The sequence below is a fragment of the Methanofollis formosanus genome, assembly GCF_019633745.1.
In the GTDB taxonomy this organism is placed as follows: domain Archaea; phylum Halobacteriota; class Methanomicrobia; order Methanomicrobiales; family Methanofollaceae; genus Methanofollis; species Methanofollis formosanus.
Genome location: NZ_CP037968.1, coordinates 522,326 through 534,903, shown reverse-complemented (window position 1 = coordinate 534,903; position 12,578 = coordinate 522,326). Strand labels below are relative to the sequence as shown.

The 12,578-nt window shown below is 63.0% G+C and carries 10 protein-coding genes; 5 read left to right on the top strand and 5 right to left on the bottom strand.

The genetic code is table 11. The features are described 5' to 3' along the window. The first annotated feature begins 42 nt into the window (after nt 1-42). From E2N92_RS02330 to E2N92_RS02320, 3 genes are all read left to right on the top strand, one after another. Entirely contained in the window at nt 43-312 is a 270-nt protein-coding gene (locus E2N92_RS02330) for a hypothetical protein (RefSeq protein ID WP_220682097.1), read from the top strand. Between the two features lie 28 nt (nt 313-340). Continuing rightward, a complete protein-coding gene (locus E2N92_RS02325) occupies nt 341-1,255 on the top strand; it encodes a pirin family protein (RefSeq protein ID WP_220682096.1) in 915 nt (304 codons plus the stop codon). Nucleotides 1,256-1,346: 91 nt separating this feature from the next. After that, nucleotides 1,347-1,781, top strand: coding sequence for a hypothetical protein (locus E2N92_RS02320; RefSeq protein WP_220682095.1), 435 nt, complete (start codon nt 1,347-1,349; stop codon nt 1,779-1,781). A 903-nt stretch (nt 1,782-2,684) separates the two neighbouring features. On the opposite strand, the gene carB is transcribed toward E2N92_RS02320, so the two are convergent. Together carB and carA are read right to left on the bottom strand one after the other, a co-directional pair. After that, nucleotides 2,685-5,852: a carbamoyl-phosphate synthase large subunit gene (gene carB / locus E2N92_RS02315; protein WP_220682094.1), complete on the bottom strand. Its 3,168-nt coding sequence runs from the start codon at nt 5,850-5,852 to the stop codon at nt 2,685-2,687. After that, complete coding sequence (gene carA / locus E2N92_RS02310; protein WP_220682093.1) at nt 5,852-6,907, bottom strand: glutamine-hydrolyzing carbamoyl-phosphate synthase small subunit; 1,056 nt, start codon at nt 6,905-6,907, stop codon at nt 5,852-5,854. The genes carB and carA overlap by 1 nt, the downstream gene beginning before the upstream one ends. Nucleotides 6,908-7,020: 113 nt before the next feature. On the opposite strand from carA, the gene E2N92_RS02305 reads away from it, so the two are divergent. Then, on the top strand, nt 7,021-7,920 hold the full coding sequence (locus tag E2N92_RS02305; protein WP_220682092.1) for a flavodoxin family protein: 900 nt from the start codon (nt 7,021-7,023) through the stop codon (nt 7,918-7,920). Nucleotides 7,921-7,963: 43 nt separating this feature from the next. Beyond that, a complete protein-coding gene (locus tag E2N92_RS02300; protein ID WP_220682091.1) occupies nt 7,964-8,305 on the top strand; it encodes a hypothetical protein in 342 nt (113 codons plus the stop codon). Nucleotides 8,306-9,200: 895 nt separating this feature from the next. Here E2N92_RS02300 and E2N92_RS02295 read toward each other — a convergent pair. The 3 genes from E2N92_RS02295 to E2N92_RS02285 all read right to left on the bottom strand — a co-directional run bounded on the left by E2N92_RS02295 (nt 9,201) and on the right by E2N92_RS02285 (nt 12,405). Continuing rightward, complete coding sequence (locus E2N92_RS02295) at nt 9,201-9,788, bottom strand: carbonic anhydrase (RefSeq protein ID WP_220682090.1); 588 nt, start codon at nt 9,786-9,788, stop codon at nt 9,201-9,203. Between the two features lie 472 nt (nt 9,789-10,260). Further along, nucleotides 10,261-11,904, bottom strand: a complete 1,644-nt coding sequence (gene ilvD / locus E2N92_RS02290) for a dihydroxy-acid dehydratase (protein WP_220682089.1) — start codon at nt 11,902-11,904, stop codon at nt 10,261-10,263. 33 nt (nt 11,905-11,937) lie between these two features. Further along, nucleotides 11,938-12,405: a dTDP-4-dehydrorhamnose 3,5-epimerase family protein gene (locus E2N92_RS02285; protein WP_220682088.1), complete on the bottom strand. Its 468-nt coding sequence runs from the start codon at nt 12,403-12,405 to the stop codon at nt 11,938-11,940. Nucleotides 12,406-12,578 lie beyond the last annotated feature (173 nt).

Below are 12,578 nucleotides of genomic sequence, written 5' to 3'. Positions count from 1 at the left end.
GACCGGCATCTATTCATAGGAGTCGGCGCAGTATCGGCAGACATGGTCATCAAGACGCTCCAGGTCGACGTGATGAAAGACGCGGAGGCTCTTCTCGACCGCTACGGGGGGATGCCGCTCAGGCTTTTCGAGGACGAACTGGTCAGGATGGGGTTTGCCCAGCAGGGCGGCGACCCGGCGACGGTGGCGATGGAACACACCGGGCAGGGGTTGTACCTCGAACTCGCCCTCGACGCGGAGGGGAAACTCCACAGTTACACGCTCGTCCCCTTCGAGGAGTTGAAGAAGAAACAGGAGAGGGTCAGGTGGTGAGGGGCCCACTTTTCCCGCCGTCCCGGCCATGACCCGCAGACGAGAGGTCGTGCGCGTGCTGGATGCGCTCAAGACCGTCGAGGGCGCCGGGGTGAGACTGCACCGGGCGTTCGGCGCGAGGGAGGTGCCGCTCTTCGATCCCTTCCTGATGCTCGACGACTTCCGCGCCGACCGGCCCGAGGACTATCTCGCCGGTTTCCCCTGGCACCCGCACCGGGGGATCGAGACGGTCACCTCCATGCTTGCGGGGCGAGTGGAGCACGGGGACAGCATCGGCAATGCCGGGACGATCGGTGCCGGGGACGTCCAGTGGATGACCGCAGGTTCGGGGATCGTCCACCAGGAGATGCCGATGCCGGTCGACGGAGCGATGGGAGGGTTCCAGCTCTGGGTGAACCTCCCGCGGGCGCAGAAGATGATGGCCCCGCGCTACCGGGAGGTGCGGGCCGCCGAGATCCCGGTGGTTTCTCCGGCCCCCGGTGTGACCGTACGGGTGATCGCCGGCGAATGTGCCGGGGCCGTCGGGCCGGTGCAGGGGATCGTCGTTGATCCGGTGTACCTCGACGTGGCGGTCGAGCCGGGCGCCGAATTCGTCCATCCGGTGGAGGAGGGTTACACGGTCTTCGCCTATGTCGTCGACGGGGCGGGGAGGTTCGATGACGGGGCGGGGAGGTTCGATGACGGGGCGGGGGGTGAGGCGCACAACCGCCAGGTGGTCCTGTACGGCGACGGCGACGAGGTGACCGTCCGCGCCCGTGACCTCCCCCTCAGGTTTCTCTTCCTTTCTGGCCGGCCCATCAGGGAACCGGTCGCGTGGGGCGGCCCCATCGTGATGAACACCGAGGAGGAGGTGCGGGAGGCGCTCAGGGAGTACCGGCAAGGGACGTTTGTGAAGGAGGGGAGCGAAAAGAAGGGGGTTGAGGTCGGGTCCGGGCTTTTCTGACAGGGAGCCGGGAGCATTCCTCTGATGACTGCAAAATATCTCGCAGTCACAGGACCGGTTATCGGAGAGGACGTCGGATCATATCCATACTATGCGATCGATTCACACCCTCCTCATCACAGGCTGCCTCCTCCTCGCCCTCCTGGCGGCCGGGTGCACCTCATCGGCCGGCGCTCCTGAGGATGCCGACAGGACGCTCGTCGAGTACCACCTCAGCGGCGGGTTCATGGGCGCCAACGACACCGTCGTCGTCTATACAAACAACACCGCAATCGTCTCCAGGCACGGCGAAGAGATTCTCGTCCCTCTCAACCAGCAGACAATGGACAACATCACCGCGATCATCACCTCTGAGGCCTACCAGCGTCTCGGGCCGGAGTACCGCCCGGCATGCCAGGGCTATGACCTCTTCTCGTACGAGGTGACCGCCGCAGGCAAGACGATCCATGCAGAGGACGGAGCAGTCCCGCCGGCACTGGCGGAACTTATCGACGAGTTGAACGGGATCGCGGCCGGGACTTTTTAACTTTTTTCGGCTGTGTAGAATCAGGCATGAACCCTGGGTTCAAGCATACGGGATGAACATTCCTGGTGGTCTCTGGTGCGTGGATCCTTGTTCCCTCTTCGGAGCAGGACACCACATAGGGCGACCACTTCATTGCCGCCCCCGCACATCTTCGTCGTGGGGGGTCCGGCGGGTGCAACCCCCCGGTGCACGATTCCAGGAACGATTCTACGATGAGGGCGGCACATCGGATCATCACGCCTTCCCAAACATCGGTGCCGGGGGCGCTGCCCCCGGACCCCCGGGATGAAGATAGGGCCGGGAAGGTCATGTCGGAGATTCTCACGTCTCAACTCACGACAAAACAACAGAAACGAATTTGGGCTCTCACCGCCCCCCTTATCTTCACGCGAGACTGTGGGAAAGATCCTGCGATGGGGGGGCAGCACATTCTGATCATCACGCCGTCCCGTCGTCGTGACCCCGAAGATTGACCTCCTGACGGGAGAGGGGAGATCATTATCCCGCGGGATCACGCGCCCCGTGCCGTCCCCCCCTATCTTCACGCGAGACAACAGAACAGATCCGATGATGAGGGGACGGCACATTCTTGATCACCACACCTCCCCGTCGTCGTGACCCCGAAGATAGAACCTGGACGGGAGAGGGCCGCTCTCTTTCCAGCGGGATTCCCCTCCCCTGTGGCGTCTCCGCCCTATCCTCACGCGAGATGGCAGAAAAGATCCCGCAATAAGGGACGGCATATCCGATCATCACACTTGTCCTGTTGTCATGACCCCGAGGATAGAACCGGGACAGGAAAGAGCCGATCGCTTTTCAGGGGATCACGTACCCTGTGGCGTCCCCCGCCTAAGAGTCCATCAAAGAATATCTACAGACCCAAAAAATGAAAAAAGAAGACCCTCAGGCCTTCCCGATATAGTGGTTCAGGGGCTCGATGGTGATCTCCTCGTGCTTCATCACCTCGATCGCCTGCGCCGCCGCCTCGGCTGCGGAGAGGGTGGTGATGTAGGGCACCGAGTAGTCGATGGCCACCCGCATGATGGTGTAGTGGTCGTGGCGGGACTGCTTGTCCGAGGGGATGTTGATGATCAGGCTGATCTCCCCTTTACGCATCATGTCGACGACGTTGGGCGAGCCCTCCTGGACCTTCCTGACCATCTTCACCTCGACTCCTGACTGGCTGAGGTACTCGGCCGTGCCGCCCGTGCAGTAGATGGTTAGCCCGAGTGCCTGGAGTTTCCTGGCGACCGGGACGACCGACTCCTTCTGCTCGTCGGAGACCGAGATGAAGACATTGCCCTCGAGGGGCAGGTCGTTGTCCGCGGCGAGGCAGGCCTTGTAGTAGGCCCGGCCGAAGTCATAGTCCAGACCCATCACCTCGCCGGTCGACTTCATCTCGGGGCCGAGGACCGTGTCGACGCCCGGAAGTTTGTTGAAGGGCAGGAGCACCTCCTTGACGGCCACATGGGAGATGGTCCGCTCCTCGTAGCCGAGTTCGGCGAGTTTGCGTCCCATCATCACCTTCGCGGCGATCTTCGCGAGCGGGAGCCCGGTCGCCTTCGAGACGAAGGGCACCGTCCTGCTTGCCCGCGGGTTTGCTTCGAGCACATAGACGACGTCGTCCTTGACCGCAAGCTGGATGTTGATGAGCCCGACGACTCCCATCTCCAGGGCGATCCGGCGAGTGTAGTCCTTCACCCGGTCGATCACCGACGCCGGCAGGGACTGGGTGGGGATGACGCAGGCCGAGTCGCCGGAGTGGACGCCGGCCTCCTCGATATGCTCCATCACGCCGCCGATGAGCACCTCCTCCCCGTCGCAGACGGCGTCCACGTCGAGTTCAAAGGCGTCCTGGAGGAAACGGTCGATGAGCACCGGGTGCTGCTTCGAGACCCGCACCGCTTCCTTCATGTAACTGTCCAGTTCGACCTCGTCGTGGACGATCTCCATCGCCCGGCCGCCCAGCACATAACTCGGCCTGACCAGAACCGGGTATCCGATATCTTCGGCGATTGACCTGGCCTCCTCCTCGGAGTAGGCCGAACTGTTCGGGGCCGAGGGGATCTCGAGTTTGTCCAGGAGGACGCTGAAGCGGTCGCGGTCCTCGGCCATGTCCATGGCGTCCGGTGAGGTGCCAAGCACCCTCGTCTTGAGCCCGAGGCGTGCGATCTCCTGCTCGATCGGGATGGCCAGGTTCACCGAGTTCTGCCCGCCGAACTGGACCATCACCCCGTCGTAATCGTCGTTTGTGAGGATGTTGACGACGTCCTCCAGCTGCATCGGCTCAAAGAAGAGCCGGTCAGAGGTGTCGAAGTCGGTGGAGACCGTCTCAGGGTTGTTGTTGACGATGTGGACGGCGACGCCCTCCTCCCGCACTGCGGTGACCGCATGGACGGTGCAGTAATCGAACTCGATCCCCTGCCCGATCCGGATCGGGCCTGAGCCGAGGATGAGCACCTTCTTGCGCTCGTCATGGAGGTCCTCGTTCTCCTCCTCCCAGGTGGAGTAGAGGTACGGCGTCTGTGCCGGGAACTCGGCGGCGCAGGTGTCGACCATCTTGTAGGTCGGCCGGCCGGCGATCCGCTCGACCGTCTCCGCATCCATCCCGGTGAGGTCGACGATCTCGGTGTTGGAGAAACCGTAGTTCTTGGCGACCCGCACCGACTCCTCGCTCTTCTCCGCTTTGAGCCGGTCCTCGATCTCGACGATGTGCCTGACCTTCTCCAGGAAGAAGGGCGTGATATTGGTGAGCCCGGCGATCTCCTCCACGCTCATCCCCTGCCTGACGGCGTCGAAGAGACAACCGAAGCGCTCGTCGGTGGGGCTGGAGAGGATCATCCTGATCTCGTTCGCGTTGGTGTGCTCGCGCACGTCGGTGTCGAGCGAGCGCATCGCCTTCTTGAAGGCCTCCTCGATGGTCCGGCCGATGGCCATTACTTCGCCGGTCGACTTCATCGCCGTGGTGAGCGTACGGTCGGCGGTCTTGAACTTGTCGAAGGGCCAGCGCGGAACCTTGACGACGACATAGTCGATGGCCGGTTCGAAGGAGGCGGGCGTCACGCCGGTGACCGAGTTGGTGATCTCGTCGAGGTGCAGACCGATAGCAATCTTGGCCGCCACCCGCGCGATCGGGTACCCGGTCGCCTTGGAGGCGAGGGCCGAGGAACGCGAGACGCGCGGGTTGACCTCGATGACCCGGTAATCGCCCTCCTTGTAGGCGAACTGGATGTTGCACCCGCCCTGGACGTTCAGGGCGCGGATGATCTTGATCGCCGCCGAGCGCATCATCTGGAACTCGTCGTCGCGCAGGGTCAGGATCGGGGCGACGACGACCGACTCGCCGGTGTGGACGCCCATCGGGTCGACGTTCTCCATCCCGCAGATGATGATGCAGGTATCGGCGGCGTCGCGCATCACCTCGAACTCGATCTCCTTCCAGCCCATCACCGACTCTTCGATGAGCACCTGGTGAATACGCGAGCGGTTGAGACCGACGTCGACGATCCGACGGAGTTCTTCCTCGGTGTGAGCGATCCCGCCGCCCGCACCGCCGAGGGTGTACGCGGGCCTGATGATCGCCGGCAGGCCGACCACTTCGAGTGCCTTGCCGAGGTCCTCGATATGTTCAAGGATCATGCTCCTCGGCACAGGTTCGCCGATCCGGTTCATCAGGGCCTTGAACTTCTCACGGTCCTCCCCCTCGTAGATCGCCTCGAGCGGCGTGCCCAGGATCTCGACGCCGTCAAGGGCGCCCATCTCCGCAAGTTCGGCTGTCATGTTCAGCCCGGTCTGGCCGCCCATACCCGAGAGAATCCCGTCGGGCTTCTCCTTCTCGATGATCTTTGCGATGATCTCGGCCTGGAGCGGCTCGATGTACACCCGCTCTGCCATCTCGGGGTCGGTCTGGATGGTCGCCGGGTTGGAGTTGACCAGGACCACCTCGACCCCTTCCTCCCTGAGGGCGCGGCAGGCCTGCGAGCCCGAGAAGTCGAACTCTGCGGCCTGACCGATCTGGATCGGGCCCGACCCGATGATCAGCGCCTTCTTGATCTGCTGGTTGCGCGGCATCAGACGATCCTCCTGTACATCAGGTCGAAGATGGGACGTTCGGTATCGTGCGGCCCACCATGGGCCTCGGGGTGGAACTGGACACAGAAGAGGTTGAGGTCTTCGTCGCAGAACCCTTCGAGGCTGCCGTCGTTGACGTTCTCGTAGGCGACCCGGCACCCTTCGGGGAGGGTCCCGGCGTCCACCGCGAAGCCGTGGTTCTGCGTGGTGATGTAGATCTGTCCGTTCATGTGCCTGACCGGCTGGTTCGAGCCGCGGTGCCCGAACTTCATCTTGTAGGTCTCGGCCCCCAGGGCGAGCGCGGCCACCTGGTTGCCCATGCAGATCCCGAAGACCGGCAGTTCGCCCAGGTAGTGCTTCACCGCGTTGATGGCGCCGGTGGCCCGCTGGGGGTCGCCCGGCCCGTTGGTGATGAAGAGGGCCTCGGGCTCGCAGGCCCCGATCTCTGCCGGCGTGGCGTCGTGCGGGAAGAGGTAGAGGTCCGCGCCGCGCCTTGCAAGGCTGATCACGATGTTCTTTTTGATCCCGAGGTCCATGACCGCGATCCGCTTGCCCCTCCCAGGGATGCGGAAGGGCTCGTCGCAGGAGACCTGCGGGATGAGGTCAGTCTCCGCGACGTCGGGGGCGGCGCGGGCCATCCGCACCGCTTCCTCCCCGTCGTCGCTCCCGACGATGAGGGCGGCCCGCATCGTCCCGTGCTCCCTCGTCTTGACGGTGAGCCTCCGGGTGTCGACGCCGGTGATGCCAAAAAGATTGTTTTCTTCAAAAAAGTCAGGGAGTGAGGGAAGGGTTGTCGGATGCGTACACACTTCCCGTGTAATGCACCCAAGGGCACACACCCCCGGACTCTGGAAATTATCATGGTCTACGCCATAATTGCCGACGAGAGGGAAGGTGAACATGAGGAGCTGACCCGCATAACTCGGATCGGTCAGCGCCTCCATGTACCCGGTCATCTGCGTGCTGAAGACCAGTTCCCCGGAACAGGAGCCTTCAACACCAAATCCCTCTCCGACAACGAATTCGCCGTCTTCAAGACCCAGAACCGCCTTCATTGAATTACCATATTCATTGCGCCATGCACCTTTTTAACATATGGGGATGTCCCCCCCCGCAGGGTGGGAAGGGTTATATGGGGAGGGTCCCTCTCTCGTCGTAGGTGAGGGGGATGGCTGAGGCGGTGCTCCTGAAATCGGCAGAGGTTGAGGTGCGAGGGGAGAGGTGCGAACTGGTCCTCTTCAGCGAGGATCTCTCGGAGGTGCTCTCAGGCATGACACGCTACACGCTGGAGTTACGCGCGGGCGGCGACGTGCTGTACACGTACCATACCAACACCTACGAGTACCCGCCGGGCAGCATGCAGACCGCGCACAACGTCGCCGTGACCGCTTTTTTCCGGCTGAAAGAGGAACTTCCGCTCAGGCCCGACACCTTCCTCCTCCACCCGCCCGAGCCGCTGGCCGCCGGGCGGCCGCGCGCACCCGCGGCCGGGGCGGTGCTCCTTCAGGGCAGTCCGCGCCCGCACGGGAACTCAGCGGTCCTTGCCGGATGGGTGGCGGACCGGTGCAACGAGGCCGGGCTGCGCTGCGAGGTCATCTCCCCTGACAGGTTCGGGGTGGAGCCCTGCACCGCGTGTTACCGCTGTTTTAATTCAGGCAGGTGCGTCATCGAGGACCGGATGGACGAGGTGGTCCCGGCCCTGGACCATGCGCGGCTCATCGTCGTCTGCACGCCCGTGTACACCGAGACCGTCCCGGCGGCGCTGAAGGCGGTCATCGACCGGTGCCAGGCCCTCCGAGCCGGGCGCGCCCTCGCCGGCGTCCGGGGACGGGAGCAGGCCGGGCTCCTCCTTGCGGTGGCCGGACGCAGGGGCTCGGAGAACTTCGAGTGTGTGCGGCGGGTCGTCGGTGCGTTCTTCACCTCCCTCGGGGTCAGGACGGCGGGGGAGGTGCTCCTCGACGGGGTGGACGACCTGACCGACATCAGGGCGATTGCGGGATGGGAGGAGGAGGTGCGCGAGCGTCTCTCCGGAGTGCTGGAGGGGATCGACTCGGTGCCGCCTCTCTAGTACCGAACAAATACTCATATCGGGCCGGCGCCAACAGGTGATCATGGCTGATCATGCTGAGATCGAGATTATCGGGTTTTCGTACGGGTCATGCGGGCCGTTCCCCTGCAATGAACAGCGCAGCTGCGACCTTCATGCCTGCTCCCCCTCCGAGAACCTGGTGAAAGCGGTCGATGCCCTCAAAGACCGGCTCATGGCCGAGTACCCGGGGCAGGTCGCGGTGAAGTTCACGCTCCTCGACGATGGGGTGCCGGACTATGTCCAGAAGATCGTCGAGGAACACCAGCCTCCGCTCCCGATCATTCTGGTCAACGGGCGGGTGACGCCGGTCGGGCGGATCTCCATGCCCCTGATCAAAAAAGAGATCGATGCGGCTCTGAACTGAGGGCCGTGGACAACCCCCTTTTTTTTGTCTGATATCTTTGTCTTCGATTTTTCCGTGAGGTGTAATTTTCTGGATCTGTTGAATCGGGCATGAACCCTGGGCTCAAGCATACGGGATGAATATTTCTGGTGGTCTCTGGTGAGTGGATCCTTGCTCCCTCTTCGGAGCAGGACACCACATAGGGCGACCACTTCATTGCCGCCCCCACCGATCTTCGTCGTGGGGGGTCCGGGGGGTGCAACCCCCCGGTGCGAGATTCCAGGAACGATTCTACGATGAGGGCGGCACATCCGATCATCACACCTTCCCGCACCCTTGCGCCGGGGGCAGAGCCCCCGGACCTCCGGGATGAAGATAGGGCCAGGAAGGCAAAATCAATCGCCATGAAGAGCGTACTGCCATCCCCCGCCTATCTTCGCGCGGGGGGATCGGGGAGACGACTGAAGGGAGTCGAAAAAATCTTTGATTTTCGAGTGTGAGCGGAGCGAACATGAGAAGGCCGGCGGGTCTTCGAGCGGCCAGCCCTCCGCCGAAGAGGATCATCACGATGATTTCTGTAGAGCCGAAAGCCGAGGAACTCCTCGTCAACGGTAAGGATCAGTCAGATCAATTGCCCGAAAAGGATCTGGAGGATTGTATAGGGCCTTTCATTCTCATTGAAAATTATCAACGTCGATCAGAATAATCGGCGGCATCTCTCCAGAAGAGGGTCGTGCGCGCCGTCGCGAGCACCCGGCGTCAGGATAACTGGGGGAGTGCTTTCCCGTCTCGGTCGTTGGGGATCCGCACCGGCATGGGACTCTCTCCACGCTTCAAAAAAGATCGGCGCCGGGTGCGATCCCGGCCCGGAGACGCGTTCTGGATCGCTAACCGGGATGGTCGTATCCCGACCGGCTCACGCGATTTTTTCCAGCACGCCGGTTTCGAGGTCGAAGTAAAGGCCGTGAAGGGTGACTTTCTCCTCTCTCTCGGCTTCCCGCACGATCGGGTAGGTCCTGAGATTTTCAAGCTGGAGGCGGACATTCTCCTCTTCGACCAGCCGCCGCCACTTCTTCATCCCTTCGGCGTCCTCGGGCCGCGGCGTCTCCGCCTCGACGGCTTCCATGGCGCTGGCGGCGTTGGAGAGCCAGAGCGGGATGTAGGCCTCGTCAGACTCGCCTTCCGCGGTGAGGGCCTTCATCGCCCCGCAGTCCGAGTGGCCGCAGACGACGATGTCGTGGACCTTCAGGTGCTTGACGGCATACTCCAGGATGGTGGCGAAGTTCCAGTCCCCGATCCTGACGATGTTGCCGATGTTGCGGTGGACAAAGATCTCGCCGGCCCGTGCCCCGGTGATCCGCTCGGGGGCGACCCTGGAGTCGGAACACCCGATCCAGAGGACCGTCGGGCTCTGGCCGGTGGCAAGTTCCTGGTAGTAATCGTTGTGCTCAGTGAATTCACCCTCAACGAAGGTCTTGTTACCTTCAAGGAATCTCTCGATCATTTTACTATCACCTCGGAGCAGGTGGGGATCCTGCACAGAGGAATAGGTATATTGCAGGGGATTTGAACTCTCCGAAATGGATTTTGGAAAATCAGGGATGAATCAGGGGCATGCCTCAGGCATACAGCATCAAAAGTTTATCGTGGAGCATACCCCAAAACCCCCTGAGGCCTGGAACACTTCCTCAGGCCGGAGTGCTTCCTTCCAGGGATTCTGGACGCATTTCTTCCGCCAGGAGATGAAGATTGGCGGCGGACGGCAATCCCCTCTTGAGGAACTTTCATGCTGCCTTCCCGCTCCCAATCGTCAAACTTTCGGCTCTGTAGAATTGGGCATGAACCTGGGGTTCATGCCTGATTCTACAAAGCCCGATTTTCGAGATGTGAGCATCAAAGAGCATGAGAGAAACCCTCGCGCGATTGATGGGGAAGGCACGTCGGTCAGACAGACCATCCCCTCAATCGTAGAATCTTCACCGCAGGACCGCACCGATATCGGCCTGCCCGACCAGAGCCGCGTACCGTTTCAGGACGCCGCGCAACTCCTTTTCAGCCGGTTTCCAGGCGATACGCCGCTCTTCCAGGGTTTTTTCGTCGACGAGGAGGTCGATCCGCCGGGCGAAGAGGTCGACGGCGATCCGGTCTCCGTCCCTGACAAGAGCGATCGGGCCGCCGGCCGCGGCCTCAGGGGCGACGTGCCCGATGCACGGCCCCCTCGTCCCGCCGGAGAACCGCCCGTCGGTGACCAGGGCCACCCGTGTATAGCCCAGGCCCATCAGGGCCGAGGTCGGCGAGAGCATCTCAGGCATCCCGGGCCCGCCCCGCGGGCCCTCGTACCGGATCACCACGACATCCCCCTCCCTGATCTCCTGCGCCAGGATCGCATGCATCGCCGCGTCCTCGCCGTCGAAGACACGGGCCGGCCCGGTGTGCCGCCACATCGCCTCGTCGACCGCGGCGCACTTGACCACCGCGCCGTCCGGGGCGAGGCTTCCGCGCAGCACCCGCAGGCCGCCGGCCGCGTGCACGGGATCGGTGCGCGGCCTGATCACCGCACCGTCCAGGACCCGGCCCTTCTCCGCGATCTCTCCGATACGTTCGCCTGAGACGGTGACCGCGTCCTCCAGCAGGTCGGAGAGTTCGTGGAGAACCGCCGGTATCCCCCCGGCCCGGTGGAGGGCGACCATCGAGTGCGGCCCCCCGGGCTGCATGGAACTGAGGTGCGGGACGCTCTCGCCGATCTCGTTGAAGTCGTCGAGGGAGAGCGGCACCCCGGCCTCGGTGGCCACCGCCATCAGGTGGAGCACCGTGTTCGTCGAACCGCCGAGGGCCATGTCCACCCGCACGGCATTTCTCAGGCTCTCCAGCGTGACGATCTGCCGTGCGGTCGTACCCTCCTCGACCAGACGCACCACCGCCTCCCCGCTCTCGCGGGCGAGCCGGAGTTTGGCGGCGTCCACCGCGGGGGTGGCGGCGCACCCCGGCAGGGAGAGCCCCATCGCCTCGGTCATGCACGCCATCGTGTTGGCCGTGTACAGCCCCTGGCAGCTTCCGCAGCCCGGCATGGCGGCACACTCCAGGTCGTGCAGTTCCTCCTCGGTCATCGTCCCGGCGGCGACTTTCCCGACCCCCTCGAAGACGTCGGTGAGGGAGAGTTCACGGCCGCCCAGGCTCCCGGGGAGCATCGGCCCCCCGGTGACCACGACCGTCGGGATATCGCAGCGCGCCGCGGCCATCAGCATCCCGGGCACGATCTTGTCGCAGGTCCCCACGCATACGAGGCCGTCGAAACGGTGCGCCTCGACCATCAGTTCGACGGCGTCGGCGATGTTCTCGCGGCTCGGAAGGGAGTAGCGCATGCCCATATGCCCCATCGCGATCCCGTCGCAGACCCCGATCACCCCGAACTCGAAGGGCACCCCGCCACCGGCGGCCACTCCTTCGGCCGCCTTCCTGGCGAGATCCCTGAGGTGAAGGTGGCCGGGGACGATGGTGTTGAAGGCGTCGGCGATCCCGATGAAGGGGAGGTCCATCTCACGTTCGGTAATCCCGAGCGCCCGCAGCAGAGAGCGGTTCGGTGCCCTGGGATATCCTCTCTTGACAAGGTCGCTTCTCATGCAACTCAATAGCACAGAGGGACGTCTTTGCTATTAGCCGTTCCGACGCCCCGGCAGAAGGAGCCAGTCGTACGGGATCTCCGGGGAGTCGGCCGGGAGGCGGTATTCGTCGGGCTGTTCGCGGTTGTACGGCTCGGTGGGGGTCGAGATGATGATCGACTCGTCCTCAGAGATGCACTTCCACCCGTGGTAGACATAGGGCGGAACCGTGAGAAGAATGGGCGCGTGTTCGCCGAAGAAGAATTCGTCCACCTGGCCGAAGGTCGGGGAATCCTCACGGGCATCGTAGAGAGCGAGTTTGATCATTCCTTTCACACAGCAGATATTGTCGGTCTGAAGATGGTGGCAATGCCACGCCTTCACCACGCCCGGGTAACTGGTGGTCATATAGACCTGCCCGAACTGTTTGAAACACTCATCATCGCACCTGATGATCTCCATCAACCTCCCCCGCTCGTCAGGTACGAACTGCAGGGGCTTTGTCTTTACACCGTCGATCATTGGTTGTCACTCCTTTCGGGCGCGGGTGCGCCCATGGGGATCCGATATACTGTGCATTATATATATCTCTCGCCTTGAAATGCTGCACTGGTACAAATGCCTGATTTCATCACTTTATTCATCATCCGAACCACCGTGACGTATCGCTCCCAGGGGGGAATGATCGCAAGGTA

What these genes read in the sequence shown, in the direction of transcription:
- E2N92_RS02330 (WP_220682097.1), top strand. Translation starts at nt 43, where the DNA reads ATGGTCATCAAGACGCTCCAGGTCGACGTGATGAAAGACGCGGAGGCT.
- E2N92_RS02325 (WP_220682096.1), top strand. Translation starts at nt 341, where the DNA reads ATGACCCGCAGACGAGAGGTCGTGCGCGTGCTGGATGCGCTCAAGACC.
- E2N92_RS02320 (WP_220682095.1), top strand. Translation starts at nt 1,347, where the DNA reads ATGCGATCGATTCACACCCTCCTCATCACAGGCTGCCTCCTCCTCGCC.
- carB (WP_220682094.1), bottom strand. Translation starts at nt 5,852, where the DNA reads ATGCCGCGCAACCAGCAGATCAAGAAGGCGCTGATCATCGGGTCGGGC.
- carA (WP_220682093.1), bottom strand. Translation starts at nt 6,907, where the DNA reads ATGAAGGCGGTTCTGGGTCTTGAAGACGGCGAATTCGTTGTCGGAGAG.
- E2N92_RS02305 (WP_220682092.1), top strand. Translation starts at nt 7,021, where the DNA reads ATGGCTGAGGCGGTGCTCCTGAAATCGGCAGAGGTTGAGGTGCGAGGG.
- E2N92_RS02300 (WP_220682091.1), top strand. Translation starts at nt 7,964, where the DNA reads ATGGCTGATCATGCTGAGATCGAGATTATCGGGTTTTCGTACGGGTCA.
- E2N92_RS02295 (WP_220682090.1), bottom strand. Translation starts at nt 9,788, where the DNA reads ATGATCGAGAGATTCCTTGAAGGTAACAAGACCTTCGTTGAGGGTGAA.
- ilvD (WP_220682089.1), bottom strand. Translation starts at nt 11,904, where the DNA reads ATGAGAAGCGACCTTGTCAAGAGAGGATATCCCAGGGCACCGAACCGC.
- E2N92_RS02285 (WP_220682088.1), bottom strand. Translation starts at nt 12,405, where the DNA reads ATGATCGACGGTGTAAAGACAAAGCCCCTGCAGTTCGTACCTGACGAG.